This window comes from Streptomyces sp. JLYT201, assembly GCF_059448825.1.
Genome location: NZ_CM182551.1, coordinates 8,713,645 through 8,728,232 on the forward strand (window position 1 = coordinate 8,713,645; position 14,588 = coordinate 8,728,232).

Sequence of the window (14,588 nt, forward strand, 5' to 3'; positions counted from 1 at the left end):
GAGGGCCGAGCACCGTGCCAGGTGCTGAACGTCCTCGATGACGGACCGCCAGGCCCACCGGCCGTCCAGCAACCGACGCACGGGGGAAAGGGACTTCCCGCGCGGACTCCGGACGCGTCTCAGCACGCCACGATGCCTTCTCAGGCCCATCGGCCCCCGCCACTGGCCTCATCGGCCTCCGCCACTGGCCTCATCGGCCCTGCCCGCACCAGCGCGTGACGGCGACACTGGACATGACCGCAGAAGACGCTCCGGAAGGCCGTCCGGGCGGTGACGTGGGAGCCGACGATGACCGTGGCAGAAGGCCCCGCTGCGAGCGGGAGGCGAAGCGATCAGACGGCGCAGGACGGTGTGGAGACGCGCCAGGAGCACCTCGAGGAGAGCATGTTCACGTCGGCCTGGGCCCTGAGCGCGCCGGTCCGGGGGTGTGAGCGCAGTCCGGCCCAGGGCGCGGACAGCGGCTCGCCCGCGGCACGCGGGGCCTACCGGGCCCAGGAGCTCCTCCTCTCCCGCGGTCTGCGAGCAGGTGTGCGATGACACTGACGATCGCGCTGGCGGGGGACACCGTGCTCGGCGGCGGGGTGGCCGAGGAACTCCGACGGCCCCGGCCCCGACCGCTGTTCTCGGAGCGGATCCGGGACCTGACCACGCAGGCGGACCTGTTCGTGCTCAACCTCCAAGGCGCCGTCTCGGAGCGGGGCACCGCCGCCCCCACACCGGGCAGGCCCTTCCCGTTCCGCGCCCCGCCCGCGGCAGCCGCGGCCCTGACCGACCTCGGCGTCGACGCGGTCTCGCTCGCCAACGACCACGCTCTGGACTACGGCGCGGAGGCCTTGGCCGACACCCGGTTGCTGCTCGCCGGAGCCGGCATCCAGACGGTGGGCGCCGGAGCGGACACCGACGACGCCCGAAACCCCGTGATCCTCAAGGCGGGTGGGCTCACCGTCGGGCTGCTCGCGGTCACCGATCACCCGGCGGACTGCGCCGCCGGCCCCGGCAGGCCCGGCGTGGCCCACGCCGACCTCAGGCGCGGCACACCCGACTGGCTGACCGACCGGATCCGCTCCGTACATCACGAAACCGACATCACCGTGGTCAGCGTGCACTGGGGACCGAACATGGTGGGCCGCCCGGTGCCGCACGTGCGCCGCGCGGCCGACGCCTTCGTCGACGCGGGGGCGACGCTGGTGGCCGGCCACGCGGCCCACCTCTTCCACGGCTTCACCCGCCACGTCCTGTTCGACCTCGGCGGCTTCATCGACGACTACGCCACTCACCCCGTACTCCGCAATGATCTGGGGCTGCTGTGGCTGGTGACCCTGGACGAGGACGGCCCGCTGCACACCGAGGCCATCCCCATCGCCCTGGACTACGCCCACACCCGCCTGGCCGACCAGGCCCAGTACGCCTGGATCGCCGACAGGCTCACCGGAGCCTGCGCCCCCTTGGGCACCAAGGTGACGCGTCGGGACATCAGTCTCAGCACGGACTGGCCGTCCGGGCGCTCGAAGGAGGGAACGAGATGACCAACCTGCTGGAATGGCGGCCACCGATGCTGCCGGACGTCTTCGACTGGCTCGAATCAGGCCTCACGGGGCGTCCGACGTGGCGGACCGCCCCGTCGCTGCACGGCATCCGGATCGAGGAACAGCTCACTGACGACGCCTACCGCGTCCTGGCCGAACTCCCCGGTCTGAACCCGGACGAGGACGTCGAGATCAGCGTCACCCAAGGCGTGCTCACTCTGCGCGCGGAGCGCAGCGAGCAGACCGAGCACAAGCACCACAGCGAGTTCCGCTACGGCTCCTTCGCTCGTGCCGTACGGCTGCCCGCCGGAGCACGGGAGGACGAGATCCAGGCGGAGTACGAGGACGGCATCCTGACCGTGACCGTCCCGCTCACCTCTGTGAAGAAGACCGAGGGGAAGACGATTCCGGTCAACCGCGTCACCGGCTGACGCGGTTGCCGCGTCGACCGTGGTGTGTGGCCGCCGGACGCCCGGCGGCCACACACCACGGGGCCCGTGCCTCGGCCGTACGTCCAGTCGGCTGCGCCGAAGGCAGTCCTTCGGCATGCTCACCCTGGAGGCGCGCCATGCGGATCCAGCACGCAATGTCCGCACCCGCCGTCGCCGTGCCGGCCACGGCTTCGGTCCAGGACGTGGCCCGGCGCATGAGGCGTTCGGGCGTCGGAACCGTGTTCGTCGTCGCCGACGACCGTCTGCTCGGCACGGTGACCGACCGCGACCTGGTCATCCGCGTCCTCGCGCGAGGCGCATCGGCGCAGGTCCGGGTGGGCACGGTGATGACCGGGCGGCCGGTCGCCGTCGACGTCGAAGACGACATCATGGCCGCCTACCGCACCATGCGCGCACGGCGGGTGCTGTGCGTTCCCGTCGTCTCCGAAAGCCGACTCGTGGGGGTGGTGACCTTCGACGAGTTGGTCCGGCTCTCGACGCGGGGGCTCGCGGACCCTCAGGGCGCGGTGGACAGCCTGCCGGGGCTGGCCGCTCCGTTCCGGGCCACGTGATGCCGCCGTAGGCTCACGTGCTCAGTGAGCAGCCGCTGCCCGTCCTGTACACGGTGCTGCGCGGCGGACAGCGAGTCGAAGATGAGGAAAGCGCGGTCGAGCTTGCACATCCGCAGCATGCGTAGGGTGAACGGCCGGTCCACCACGAGCCGTAGTCGCAGCCCCCGCGCGGCCAGCTGGTTGTGCGCGGCGCACAACACCCCGAGGCCGCTGCAGTCGATGAACGTCACGTGGCGCAGGTCCACGATCAGTTCCCGTTTCTGGTCGCCCGTCAGCTCGTGCAGGGTGTACGCCAGCGCCTTCACGGCGGCGATGTCCACTTCGCCGTGTAGCTCGGCCACCAGGGCTTGGCCCGCTTGCCGTCGTCTCATTCGGAAGGCGTCCCGCTGGGGCATGGGTCCTCGACTCTGCCGTTTCGACCTCATGACGGCGGCCGGGCGGTCCCGGAGGGCGAGGCGGCTGCCGACGTTCGCACTATTGCCGCTGTCACGTGCCGCCACACACCCGGAACCGGCCATTCTCTCGTCCGTGGAGTCGCACGCAGCCCTGAACGCGCCGCTGGTGGCGGCACGCTCAGGACGCCTGGCTCCGGTACTACTTGGTGGTGGTGTAGGCGCGGTAGACGGTCTGGGTGAGGGTGTTGCCGTGCACGTCGGTCACCTTGGCCCGCAAGGAGACCGAGCCGGGGACCTTGGGGTGCGTCAGCGTGGTGTACGCGCCGTTGACGACCTTCGTGGCCTTCCAGGTCGCGCCGCCGTCGTACGAGACCTCAAGCGTGAGCTTCTTGAGGTTATTGCCCTGGGCGCTGCCCTGGACGGCGAACGGGACCTTCAACGTAGCGCCCGCCGTGGCCGTACCCGCCAGGCTCAGGACGGGGCTGAACCGCACCGCCGAAGCGGCGAGCCGGGTCGCGTGGCCGGGAGGCGTGCGCTGAGAGGTGAACGTCCAGGCCCCCGTGACGCGGGTGGTGACGGCCGTGACGGCCGACGGCCGGTACACGTCGGTCGCCAGTCGGTAGGCCGCCTTTGCCGCAGGAACCGGGATCCAGTCGGTCTCCGGCAGCCAGTCGCTCCGCCGGACCTGCTTGCCGTCCTGGTAGAGCGCCGTCTTGGCGGTCCGGAAGGCGGAGTAGCCGGAGTGCCCCTTTCCATCGGTGAACAGCGGGATCGAAGCGCGAATGCCGTCACCGGAGCGGAGGATGCCGGCCTCGCCCGACAGCGACGGGCCGAATACCGCCGTATTGAACCGGTCGGCGTAGCTCTTCCCGGCGGTGTAGGCCGTGGGGCCGCGGCTGTACGAAGTGTCCGGCTCCTGCCATGCGTTGAGCTGCTGGAACTCGAAGCCCCACCGGTCCCCGGACGTCTTGAGGTACTCGACCGACGTGCCGGGCAGGCTGTGACGAACACCGAGACCGCCGGTCCAGACGCGGTCCAGGTACGGGGTCGCGATCAGCGCTCCGAACCTGTTCCGCACCGAAGCACCGAGGCCGAGGGTGACCTTGGCCAGTTCCTTGACCGACGTCTTGCGGCTGAAGCCGGTGTAGACGGAGCCGGTGCGGGTGTACGGCACACGGTAGTTGACGACCGCGCCGACCGAGGCCGCGCGCTGCCAGACACCACTGATGTGCGCGATCAGGTCTCCGGCGGGCAGCTGGGGGCCGAGGTGTGCGGTACGCAGACCGCGGAAGTCCTCCAGCCACTGGGAGGCGGCGAAGCCCGTGGCCGTTGTAGGAGCCGTTGTAGCCGACGGATCCCCACCGCTGTACCGCTTCGGCGTCGGGCACGGTGACGCTGATCGGCTTGGCCTTGCGTGCGTCCAGCCGCACGGTGGTGTCCTTGGTGAGGTTGAGAATCGGCTGGGCGAGCCAGTCGGTCCCGGTGATCCGTCCTCCGGCCATGGTCAGCAGGGTGCTGTCCAGCGTGTAGTGGCCCCTGCGCAAATGCAGGGTGACCGTGCCGTCCGGGTCGTAGGGGAAGCCGTAGTAGTCCTGGTCCAGGCCGGAGAGGGACGTCGAATAGTCCCCGGTCGCTTTGCCGGAGCGCCCGGTGTGCCGGAGCGTCAGGCTGTATGACTCGTGCTCGCGGTCCACGGCCAGCGCGGTCCGCACCGACTGGCCGTCGCCAGTCGCCTGAAGCACCCCGGAGAAGACACCGGTCACGGCGCCCGCCCTGGTGTCCGCGGTGACGGTCGCCGTCGCGGTACCGCCCGCGGGCACGGTCAGGGTCGTCGGTTCGACGGTGAACAGGCTCGTGGGCTGAGGGCTGTTGTCCGGCGCGTACGTGGTGGCGGCCAGGTCCAGCCGGTCCGCCGCGGTGCCGTCGTTGCGGTAGGTGAGGGACTTGCGCAGCGGCTTGTCGTCGTCGTGCAGCCAGCGTTGGAGACCGAAGTCGAGCGCGCCGGGCTCGGCCACCGTGCTCTGCTCGACGGCTCGGGCGACGTCCAGCCGCCCCGTGCCCTGCTGGAACGGTGACAGGGGTGACGACGCCGCGTCGCCCCGAGCGGTGGCGGCGAGCACCGCCTTGATGCGCGCTCCGGACCAGGACGGGTGCTGCTGGGCCAGGACCGCGGCCGCGCCGGTCACGTGCGGGGTGGCCATCGAGGTGCCGGACAGCGATACGTAGCCGTCGACGACCGGGTCTCCGATCTGCCCGTGAGCCGACTTCGCCGCGACGATGCCGACGCCTGGTGCGGTCAGATCGGGCTTGAGCGCGCCGGCTGCCGCCGGCCCGCGGCTGGAGAATTGGGCGAGCCCGTTGGCCCGGTCCACCGCGCCCACGGTCAGCGCCGCGTCCGCGCTGCCCGGGGTCAGGACGCTCCGCTCACTGGGCCCGTTGTTCCCGGCCGCGATCACGAACAGCGTGCCGCGCTCGGCGACAGCGCGTTGACGGCCTTCTCCATCGGATCGGTCTGCGGTGAGTCCCCGCCGCCGAGGCTCATGTTGACGACCTTCGCTACCTCGTCGGTGGCCCACTGCATCCCGGCGATGATCCAGGACTCGTATCCCATGCCCCGTCGTTGAGGACCTTGCCGTCGAGCACGCGCGCGCCTGGTGCGACGCCCTTGTAGGTGCCCTCCGACTTCGCACCGGAGCCCGTGGCGATGGACGCGACGTGCGTGCCGTGCCCGAAGCGGTCGAGGCGGTCGGGGGTCCGCCTGCCAGGCCTTGGGCGCGCCGACCTGCGGCACGCTCCTGTCGATGGTGGCCCGTCGCTTGCCGTCCAGCCACAGAGTCTCGAGCCCTCCGACCGCGCGGCGGTCGCCCTCGTGCTTCTCATCGGTGAGGGCTTCCCACACGCTTCCCGCGTCCCTCCTACGGACGCTCGCGGTTTCGGCGTTGATGGCGGGCAGGGCGCGACCGACCTCGGCGGGGGAGTCCCGCAACTTCTTCTTGGCGGTGCCGCCCGCATCCCGATAGCCGACGATCAGCGGGAGTCGTGCCCGGCTCCCGTCGTCGTAGCCGGATGTGACGAGAGCGCGGACATCGAAGAGGCGCAGGTGGAGTCGGCCCGCGCGGATCAGGTCGACGGCGTCCCTGGGGATGACGTAGGTGTGTGCCCCGGAACGGTGGACGGACACACGAATGTCCTCCCGGCCCTTCGCAGGGCGGAACCCGGTGAGGGCGCCCCTCGGCATTCGTGGTGACCCGGTCGCCTGTGATCAGGGTCAACTGCTTCGGCGCGTCCGTACGGGCCCCGGCGGGGATCGCTGTTGACGGTGCGGCTTCAGCGGTGTCAGCCTCTCGCCCCCCGCCGACGGCACTGGCCCCGGAGGGCGCCACCAGCGCCGTCGTGGTCAGTGCCACAGCCAGCGATGCTCTGAGGAGTCCTTTCGTCGTCTTGCGCATGTCCCCTCCCAACCGGCGCTCCCCATCGAGCGCACAGCACGAACAGCGCGGCGCCTGACGGCCTCGTACCTCCCCGTTCGGGGCCCGGTTCCCTGCACCGCAGGTGTCCAGCGGCGGTGCCTGACACCGATGGCGAACAAGCTGCCGCCGAACACCGGACAGACGACCGCGACCAACGACCCGATCGGAGCGCATTACGCCAGTCCTTCAGACGGGATGCTATCGGCGGTTCGCGGGCAGACGGTGAGCAGTCGTCCAAGGACGTGCACGCCGCGATCCGACACGGCGGCCTCGGCCTCATCGCACGGGGCGCCCGGCTCCCCCTCCCCACGAGTTCTCCCGGAACCGGGCGCTCCCTTTGTGTGGTCTCGCGGCACTGCCATGACGCGAAGGCGGCGTGCGGCAGGGGCGCCCGGGTGCGTCGGCTGCCCTGCCTCGCTCGCCGAAGCCACCGGTCGGTTCTCCGCCGGTGTCGTCCTCTCCGTCGGCGCGGGCCGGGTTCTGGCCGATGGTCTCGGCCCAGGCGTCGATCTGCTTCCAGTCGCCGTAACGGCCGCCGAGCGCGCGGAACACCGAACGCCCCAGGAGGTCGTAGTGGCTGCGTTCCACGACACCGGCGAACAGATGGTAGCCGCGCGGTTCGAGGGGGGCGAGCACGTCGGTCGCCTGCCCGGGAGCGGCACGACGGGGGACGCGGGCCGCGCCCGGGGGGCTCTTCCTCAGACCCGCGTGGGGCCGGGTCCCTGGCGTTCTCTCGGTTTCCCGAGGGCACACTCCTGTGACGAGGGGCACCCGGAGAAGAACAAGTGACCAGCGGTGTGCGGCCGGGCGTTCTCCAGGTGCAGAAGCCGTGGTGGTGCGGGTGCCCGGGGACCTGGGCACCACACCGCGCACCTCAGGACAGGCGGCCGTGCCCGAACAGGCACGCGTCGGTCAGGGCCGACGCGCCCGTGGCGGAGTCGCCCTCACCTCGTTCTTCCTTCCGTCACCGAAGCCGATGCTGTCGGTCGGTGCCTGGGGCCGACCCCTCGGGAAGCCCGACCGACCGAGGGTCAGGGGCCCCACAGTCGGCAGGCGCTGCGCACAAGTCCCCTTTGGGGCGGATTCATGCACGGAAGGGCCCTTCATGCGGCTCTCTTCTGAAGTGACCATGAGAGGGCACATGTGAAGGTGGGAGGTGAGCATGAACCACGGACATGAGTGCGACCTCAGCCGCCTGGCGGCGGAGCTTCGAACTGAGGTGACGCATCACGCAAAGCGGCATAGAGGAGCCGCGCGGAGTGATTCCTTCTTCCACAACGGAGGGACGGCGCTCGCGCTCGCCGCCACGACCGCGGCCACCGTGGTTCCTGAGGGACACGGGCCGTGGGCGCGTGTCTCCGCAGGGGTGGCAACATTCTTGATCGCCTTGCTTCGGGCGCTGGACATCGGAAGCCGGTGGCGGTGGAACGTCAGCATGGAGTCCCGGTACGAAAGCATCGCCTACGAGATCGACGGCCTGTGCCTGCTCTCTCCGGGCAAGCGCGAAGCGGGGCTCGAGCATGCGTACGGCGAGTTGGCCAGGATCCGAGCCGCGGAGGCTTCGATCCCCGGCACGGGTACTCCAGCGGTAGCGGAGGGCGAGGCTTCCAACACGTCTGCTCTCTCCGGTCGGAGGAAGGAAATCCAGTCCTGACCCAGGCCGTCTGCACATCCACCGACTGGCCGTGCCGATGGCCGGGGTGGACGAACGACGGACCTATGGCCAGTCCGAACCTGAGGAGTCCAAAAGACGCGCTGGTACCGGTCACTGGAAACGTCCTACTGTCTCAGACGGAGGACTTGTTCCCCAGTCGTCCCGGCCCTCGGGCACGGCAACTCGTCGGCCCCGGTCGGCCGGAGACTCGGCCTCTTGGGACGGGACGGCGAACACCGGCCCCCGTCCTCGCGGCGTTTCAGGATGGGGTGGACTCCCGCACGCCCCGACCCGCTGAGGACGTTCCCGCGCGAGGGCTAGCGGCAGGGGAAGACGCAAGTTCTCGCGCAGGGCGGCCGTCGGCCCGGGCCCAGGGAGGCGGCCGCCTCTCCTGCTCACGGGCAGAGGGGTGTCCGCGCGATCAGCCTGCACGGACAGGTGGCCCGTTGCCCTCCCGCTTGCATCCGGCCACCACCACGATGGCAGCTTCATCACCGTGGTCCCCGGCGGGGCCGGCACGCGGGGCCTCCGTGGGCGGCTCCCGCGTCCACCCCGCCGCCAGGGGTGGGGAGGCAAGTCCAGCGTCGTCTCGGGCAGCCCCCGGCCCCGCGGCGTGTGCTGTTCTCTTAGACATCGATGAGGGAGTGCGCCATGCAGGGAGAGCAGAGTCCGCCTCCCTACATGACGCACGCGGTCATCGCCCGCCCAAAGTGCGACGGCCGCCGTTCCGAGAGCCATCGCGACCTCTTCGGAACGTCCCCGCAAGGTGGCGCCGCCGACGCGGGGAGCCCGGCGTCGTATCGGACGCGACGCCACCGGGTCGTGAAAACCATCGTTCCCACACTTTCGGCATAGCACGGGACGGACATGGTGGAACAGGGTGCTATGGCCCTTCTGTGGGCCATATGGCCCAGACCCTGACCCGGGCCGCTGAAGGGGCAGTGTTCGGGCGCGCGACTACGGGGGCACGGCGAGTCGGCCCGCGATTTCACGATCATGGCGAAGTTCAGTTCCTCACCCAGTGACGGGCCTCCCTGGACTGCAACTGGAAGAGAAGGGGAGGCACGTGGCCACGGTCGCCACGGTTGCCCGTCACCGAGGTGGTAGCGGCTCATGGCCCGGCGGAACTCGACTCGCAAGACGGCGACGGGCGCCGTCTCTCCGAGTGAAAACGTATCGTCCGGACCCGACGGCATGAGTACCCCAGACCCGTCGGAGGGTCGGGCCGAAGGGCTCCACGGTTCACGTCGCCGCTCGGACATCGCTCAGGACTCGATGGCCACGGCATAGCGGGACACACCTGTGGGATCGGGCGGTGGCACTTCTCCTGGGGGCTCGCCGGGCCGCACGCGCGGCATCGCACGTCCACGTTCAGTTCGACGGCGAACCGGCCCGGAGGGAGAGCGGCGTGTCGGTTCCGGGTCGCCGGACCAGTACCGCGCCACGACGGTGCGCCATCTGCTGATCGGCGGTCATCGGCGGCCGGTGCGCTCCGTGCGTCCCTCGGGCCCGGCGGCATACCGGATGGTCTCGCAGGCGTCGAGCATCACCAGACCTTCGACGATGAGGTCGTCCAGCTGCGGCAAGAAGGACCGGACGCGCTGTTCGTCGTCGACGATGACCACTGCGACGGGCAGGTCCTCGCTCAGTGACAACAGCCGGGTCGTGTGGATCAGCGACGAGGCGCCGAACCCCTCGATGCCGCGGAACACCGACGCCCCGGCGAGGCCGGCCTTGTGCGCCCTGTGCACGATCTCGGTATACAGCGGTCGGTGGTGCCAGCCGTCGTGCTCCCCGGTGAAGATCGTCACGCGCAGCGCGCGCCTGGTCAGTTTGGCCATGATCGCCTCCTCGACAGGATCTGCGTGTTGGCCATGCCGCGGCCCATACCGCCACCAAGACCGACGCGCGTTCCTGGGCGCGACGGCGGTGAGGGGGTCGGAGGACACGCGCTCCGTGGTCGCCGAGCGCGCCGAAGCCTTGGCCCGGCTGCCATGAGATCCGAATTCTGTGTGTGTGACGAGGCCGTTCCCTGGCGGGTCGAGCGCCCGGACCACCTCGGAAGCCACCGGTGCCACGTCGCGCGGAACACCGAGCACGACGACGTCCCGGTCGCGCAGATCCTTGAGGCGTCGCGCGAGCCGTCCCGCGGCCGCCCTGCGATCCTCGTCGAACATGAGCCGCCTCCCCGGCCTGCGCCGCGGCGGTCCGGGACACCGCCTCCGGGCCGCCGCGGTGAGTCATGGCTCTTTGCGGGGCCGTTGCTCTCGCTCTGCCACGGCTGCTCTCGCATTCCATTGGAGCGCGTTGGTGAGTGTCAGGGGAGGGGCTGTCGGTTCCGGCCGGGGGCCATCATGCCCTGCCGTCGTGGCCATAGGGGCACCGAGCAGCCGCGGGCCGGGGCCGGTTACGTGAGGCAGCGCTCAAGTGTCGGTGGTGATCGGTCCGGGGACGATGGTCGGCGCGGGGGCCCTTGCCGCCTTCGCCCCGGCCGGATGGCAGGTCGGACAGTGCTTTCCTCAGTCCCGCCCGCTGACGGTCGTACGAACCGCGTTCGGTACGTGCCCGCGCAGGGCGCGTGCCAGGAGAGCGGCCGTGACCAGGGGCCAGACCCACCACAGGCCCCCCGGTCCGCCGGGGCCGGTGCGGGGAGCGATGCGGCGCAGGCGGATCAGGCGGTACTCGGCTGTCGCTTCGGCCAGCTCCTCATCGGTCATCCTGCGAGGGCCGAGCCCCACGGTGTGGGCCGCGAATCCGCTCGCCACCAGTACGTCGCGCAGACCCGCGATCCGCTCTTGCGGGTCGGTGACCTCCTCGGCCCGCGCGGACCACCTGCCGTCGGGCAGCCAGACCTCGACCTCGGGGTGGGCCCTCACGTTGCGGTACCAGTCCGTTGCCGCGCTGAATCCGGCGGTGCAGTAGAGGTCCGGTGGGTGGCCGGGACGCCCGGACCCCTCCTCGGCGACTGCGTAGTCGACCGGTCTCCGGTGGGGTGCGCCGGATACGCGTCCGACGCGGGTGAGGACCATGATGTGGCCGATCACCGGTGGCCAGATGTTGATCCACGGCCCCCAGCCGAAGCGCCACATCAGGACCATGGCCTTGTTCATGTGGTGGAGGCGCCGGCGCGCCTGAGCGCGAGCGGTCACGGCGATTCACTCCTCCCGTGTCCCTCTCGAAGTCAAGCCGTCACGTGGGTGTTCGGAACGGCCCGGCGGGACGGGCGGGGACGAGCACGTACTTGCCGGTGAGGTGTCCCTGCCCGAGGCTCGTGTGGGCCCGGGCTGCCTGGTCCAGGGGCAGGGCCGTGGCCGGCGGCGGAGTGATTTCGCCGGCTTCGAGCAGGTGCAACAGTCGACCCAAGTCCTCGCTGTACCAGTCGGGGTGGAGATCGCGGAGTGCCGCGATCCGATAGATCGTCACCTGCCTGCGCCCCGGAAGTGCGGCGGCCGCGAAGACCGCGGCCCCGACCAGGTAGAAGCCGAGGGCGCGGGGGAGGCTTCGCCGTCCGTGGGAGAGCGCCGAGTGATGACCGAACAGGATCAGCCGCCCGCCCGGGCGCAACGACCGGAGCGAGTCCCATGCCGTACGGCCGCCGATGCCGTCGAGGACGACGTCCACACCACCACCGGTCTGCGCGCGCACCCGGGCGGGCACGTTCCCACGCGTGTGGTCCAGAGCCGTCGCGCCGAGTTCGGCGACGCGCGCGACGCCTTCGCCCGCGGCCGTGCCGTACATCTCCAAGCCGTCGCGCAACCCCAGCTGCAGCGCGGCGGTGCCGACCGCACCGGCGGCCCCCTGGACCAGGACGCGCTCGCCCTTCGCCGCGTCGGCGGCACGGTACAGGAGCTGATGTGCCGTCACGTAACTGAGGACGAGGCCGACGGCCTGGAGCGGGTCGATATCCGCAGGCACGCGCACCAGGCTGCGAGCGGGCAGGCAGACGTAGTCGGCATAGGCGCCGTACACCGTCAGAGCCGCCACCTGCTGCCCGACTGTCCAGTCCATGACCCCCGGGCCGATGGCGTCGACCGTGCCGACCAGGTCGTAGCCGGGGGTGAAGGGCGGCCTCGGGCCGCCTGGGTAGACGCCCTCCCGTAGCAGTACGTCGGTGAAGTTGACCTCCGCCGCGGCGACGGCCACCCGTACCTCGCCGAACCCGGGCTCCGGCAGCGTCTCCTCCACCAGGCGGAGCGTGCGTGGTCCGCCGAAGCGCGGGACGACGATCCGCCGGTTCGTCTCTTCTCCTGTCCGCGGCGCGGAACCGGACCGACGAGGCCGCAGACGCACCATCACCACACCGCCGTGAGCGACCCCGGCCCGGGGGCGCCGTTGCCGGTAGACCGTCAGAGCGGCCCGGGCCTCCTGCGGCAGCAGGGCGCTGTCCAGTACCTCGGCGGTCGCGTCGACCGTGCGTCCGCGCAGCCGCAGTCGCACCGGGGCGGCCGGACGTAGGCTGCGCCACCAGTTCTCCCGCCGGGCGTCTTCGACGAGAACCTGGATGTCCTCGCCATCGGCCGAGCGGCAGTAGCGGACGGGGAGCGTGTGCACGCGTGCGGTCTCGGGATCCGTGTAGGTGAGCAGTAGTCGTGTGCGGCTGAGCGGCCAGTGCGCGCTGGAACGCAGTGCGGTGCGGACGGCGGCGCGGGACAGTTCCGTGCGCAGCGCACGGAAGGAGCGGAAAGCGCTGTCTGCCATGGCTGATGTACTCCCTTCCTCCCGGTCACTCTCAGCCTTGCGGGTCCGTCGGGTCGCTGTCCTGGGGCCAAGGCGCCTCCTACTGGCGACAGATGGGTACGGACCCGTCGGCCCGTGTGCCGTGTGGGTCCGCACGTCGATGCCGCCCCGGGGACTGGCTGCCCGTGGGGGGCGGGGACCCGAGCCAGCGAGTCCGTCTCCGCCGAAGGGAGAGGCCGTGACGGCTGCGGTTCTCGGGAAGCGCGCTGTCCTAGGCGCCGCCGTCAGCCGGCCGCGCGGCCCCATTGCGGTCCCAGCTGGTCCCACTCCTGCCCCCATCGCTCGGTGGCCTGGTGCTCGACGCGCAGTCGCGCCAGGCGCCCGCCCGCGAGGAACACCAGGCAGGTGACCGAAGCGGTGCCGGCGCCGGTCACCACCACACGCGTGGTGCCGTCCGTACGGCTGATGGGGGCGGAGACCAGACGGCCGTGCGGGTCTGCCCAGAGAGTCAGCTCCGTGCCCTTCTTGGTGCCGGGCCGCACGGATGCGCTCCCTTGGCGGAGCGTGCCGCCGTCATCGGCCCAGCGCACCCGCGCCCGTACGCGGTCGAACTCGGCGCCGGTGTTCGCGTCGCGTGCACCGGTAGGCGCCGTCTCCGACAGGACGGCGTGGACCGGCTGCCGCCCGGAGCGCTGCCGCTCGACGGCGTCCTCCATGGCGTGTGCGCCCACGAGGCCGACTGCGGTGCCTGCGCCCAAGCCGACAAGCCACGCGAACAGGAAGATCCAGGCCTCCACCACATCGCTGCGGCGGCGCAGCGGGTTGTTCCGCCACCGCCAGCCCGGGCTCCTCGCACCTCGAAACGTCCGCATCGATCCCACACCACCCCGGTCCATCGCGCGACACCCACCGGTTCTCCGGCCTGTCGCTCCTCACTCGTGCGCGACGACGGCGACGGGACAGCTCACCTGGTGAATGGCCATGTGCGTGACGTGGCCGGTATGGCTTCCCAGGTGTCCGTGCCGGATCTCACGACCCAGGACGAGGAGCCCCGCGTACCGCGCGGCACGGGACACCGCGGGGACCGGGCGGCCGTACTCCGCCGTCGCGTGGACAGCGACCTGGGGGTACTTGTCCTTCCACGGTTCGAGTACGGACTCAAGGACCCACTCGGCGTCGCGCTCGGTCGGCACGTGCCCCTGTTCGTCGGTGCCGCCGCGCGTGTTCGGCAGCCGCCAGGCGTACAGGACGTGCAGCGGTGCGGCGCGGTGGCGGGCCGCCTCGAAGGCGAAGGTGAGCAGTTCGTCGCAGGCGTGGCGCAGGTCGAGTGCGACCACCACCGGTCGGTACGGGTTCCCGGCCGAGGCTTCGCGGTCGCCGTTGAGCACGTGCTCGTCCACGGCGTCGAACCCGGCCCGCACGAGTACGACGGGAGTGCGCGCGCGAGCCACCACCGCCATGGCCACGGACCCGGCCAGGAGCCCGCCGAGACCCCCGAAGCCCTGATTGCCGAGCACCAGCAGCTCCGCCGCCTCTGCCTCGGCCAGCAGCGCCGGTACCGGTGGCCTGCGGATCTGCTCGGCGGACACCGAGACCTGCGGGTGATCCTCGTCGAGCCGGTCCACGGCGGAGCGCAGGATCCGGCGCGCCCAGAACCGGGGAGCCGCCAACTCGGGCAGGCTCACCGGTTCGTCGTCGCCCGGCAGCCCCTCCCAGGCGTGCACCACGCGTAGCGGAAGACCGCGACGCAGCGCTTCCCGAGCCGCCCAGTCCGCGGCCGCGACACTCTCACCTGAGCCGTCCAGACCCACCACGATCGGCTGGAGCATCGACCTCACCTCCCTGTGCTGCAAGCGTCGCGCG

At 71.1% G+C, this 14,588-nt stretch carries 13 protein-coding genes and 1 pseudogene; 4 read left to right on the forward strand and 10 right to left on the reverse strand.

What is annotated here, in order from left to right; genetic code table 11:
- The first annotated feature begins 533 nt into the window (after positions 1-533).
- The 3 genes from AC5WAM_RS37135 (at position 534) to AC5WAM_RS37145 (ending at position 2,529) form a co-directional block, all read left to right on the forward strand.
- The gene (locus AC5WAM_RS37135) at positions 534-1,526 is read left to right on the forward strand and encodes a CapA family protein (RefSeq protein ID WP_495520252.1); all 993 of its coding nucleotides are present in this window, start codon (positions 534-536) and stop codon (positions 1,524-1,526) included.
- Complete coding sequence (locus AC5WAM_RS37140; protein WP_495520253.1) at positions 1,523-1,957, forward strand: Hsp20/alpha crystallin family protein; 435 nt, start codon at positions 1,523-1,525, stop codon at positions 1,955-1,957. The genes AC5WAM_RS37135 and AC5WAM_RS37140 overlap by 4 nt, the downstream gene beginning before the upstream one ends.
- Positions 1,958-2,112: 155 nt before the next feature.
- Entirely contained in the window at positions 2,113-2,529 is a 417-nt protein-coding gene (locus AC5WAM_RS37145) for a CBS domain-containing protein (RefSeq protein ID WP_495520254.1), read from the forward strand.
- Here the strand turns inward: AC5WAM_RS37145 and AC5WAM_RS37150 are convergent.
- The 5 genes and pseudogenes from AC5WAM_RS37150 to AC5WAM_RS37170 form a co-directional block, all read right to left on the reverse strand.
- A complete protein-coding gene (locus AC5WAM_RS37150) occupies positions 2,475-3,047 on the reverse strand; it encodes an STAS domain-containing protein (protein ID WP_495520255.1) in 573 nt (190 codons plus the stop codon). The two genes, AC5WAM_RS37145 and AC5WAM_RS37150, sit on opposite strands and share 55 nt — an antisense overlap.
- Before the next feature lie 76 nt (positions 3,048-3,123).
- Positions 3,124-4,098 carry a hypothetical protein gene (locus tag AC5WAM_RS37155; protein ID WP_495523789.1) on the reverse strand — a complete coding sequence of 325 codons (975 nt, stop codon included), beginning with the start codon at positions 4,096-4,098 and terminating at the stop codon, positions 3,124-3,126.
- Positions 4,099-5,035: 937 nt separating this feature from the next.
- Positions 5,036-5,500: pseudogene (locus tag AC5WAM_RS37160) on the reverse strand (S8 family serine peptidase); the annotation flags it as partial.
- On the reverse strand, positions 5,481-5,936 hold the full coding sequence (locus AC5WAM_RS37165) for a S8 family serine peptidase (RefSeq protein WP_495520256.1): 456 nt from the start codon (positions 5,934-5,936) through the stop codon (positions 5,481-5,483). The gene AC5WAM_RS37165 and the pseudogene AC5WAM_RS37160, both read right to left, overlap by 20 nt.
- Before the next feature lie 734 nt (positions 5,937-6,670).
- Positions 6,671-7,030 (reverse strand): hypothetical protein, encoded by a 360-nt coding sequence (locus tag AC5WAM_RS37170; protein WP_495520257.1) that lies wholly within the window; start codon positions 7,028-7,030, stop codon positions 6,671-6,673.
- Between the two features lie 520 nt (positions 7,031-7,550).
- Here AC5WAM_RS37170 and AC5WAM_RS37175 point away from each other — a divergent pair.
- Entirely contained in the window at positions 7,551-8,048 is a 498-nt protein-coding gene (locus AC5WAM_RS37175) for a hypothetical protein (RefSeq protein ID WP_495520258.1), read from the forward strand.
- 1,472 nt (positions 8,049-9,520) lie between these two features.
- On the opposite strand, the gene AC5WAM_RS37180 is transcribed toward AC5WAM_RS37175, so the two are convergent.
- The 5 genes from AC5WAM_RS37180 to AC5WAM_RS37200 form a co-directional block, all read right to left on the reverse strand.
- The gene (locus tag AC5WAM_RS37180) at positions 9,521-9,889 is read right to left on the reverse strand and encodes a DUF190 domain-containing protein (RefSeq protein WP_495523728.1); all 369 of its coding nucleotides are present in this window, start codon (positions 9,887-9,889) and stop codon (positions 9,521-9,523) included.
- Between the two features lie 678 nt (positions 9,890-10,567).
- A complete protein-coding gene (locus AC5WAM_RS37185; protein ID WP_495520259.1) occupies positions 10,568-11,197 on the reverse strand; it encodes a nitroreductase/quinone reductase family protein in 630 nt (209 codons plus the stop codon).
- A 40-nt stretch (positions 11,198-11,237) separates the two neighbouring features.
- Complete coding sequence (locus tag AC5WAM_RS37190; protein WP_495520260.1) at positions 11,238-12,746, reverse strand: zinc-binding dehydrogenase; 1,509 nt, start codon at positions 12,744-12,746, stop codon at positions 11,238-11,240.
- A 263-nt stretch (positions 12,747-13,009) separates the two neighbouring features.
- Entirely contained in the window at positions 13,010-13,597 is a 588-nt protein-coding gene (locus AC5WAM_RS37195; protein WP_495520261.1) for an Rv1733c family protein, read from the reverse strand.
- Positions 13,598-13,657: 60 nt separating this feature from the next.
- Entirely contained in the window at positions 13,658-14,554 is an 897-nt protein-coding gene (locus AC5WAM_RS37200; RefSeq protein ID WP_495520262.1) for a universal stress protein, read from the reverse strand.
- Between the last annotated feature and the right edge of the window lie 34 nt (positions 14,555-14,588).

Bases quoted from the DNA above. Each gene is read 5' to 3' on its own strand.
- AC5WAM_RS37200 (WP_495520262.1), bottom strand. From the start codon at position 14,554: ATGCTCCAGCCGATCGTGGTGGGTCTGGACGGCTCAGGTGAGAGTGTC.
- AC5WAM_RS37180 (WP_495523728.1), bottom strand. From the start codon at position 9,889: ATGGCCAAACTGACCAGGCGCGCGCTGCGCGTGACGATCTTCACCGGG.
- AC5WAM_RS37195 (WP_495520261.1), bottom strand. From the start codon at position 13,597: ATGCGGACGTTTCGAGGTGCGAGGAGCCCGGGCTGGCGGTGGCGGAAC.
- AC5WAM_RS37150 (WP_495520255.1), bottom strand. From the start codon at position 3,047: ATGGCCGGTTCCGGGTGTGTGGCGGCACGTGACAGCGGCAATAGTGCG.
- AC5WAM_RS37190 (WP_495520260.1), bottom strand. From the start codon at position 12,746: ATGGCAGACAGCGCTTTCCGCTCCTTCCGTGCGCTGCGCACGGAACTG.
- AC5WAM_RS37165 (WP_495520256.1), bottom strand. From the start codon at position 5,936: ATGCGGGCGGCACCGCCAAGAAGAAGTTGCGGGACTCCCCCGCCGAGG.
- AC5WAM_RS37145 (WP_495520254.1), top strand. From the start codon at position 2,113: ATGTCCGCACCCGCCGTCGCCGTGCCGGCCACGGCTTCGGTCCAGGAC.
- AC5WAM_RS37135 (WP_495520252.1), top strand. From the start codon at position 534: ATGACACTGACGATCGCGCTGGCGGGGGACACCGTGCTCGGCGGCGGG.
- AC5WAM_RS37140 (WP_495520253.1), top strand. From the start codon at position 1,523: ATGACCAACCTGCTGGAATGGCGGCCACCGATGCTGCCGGACGTCTTC.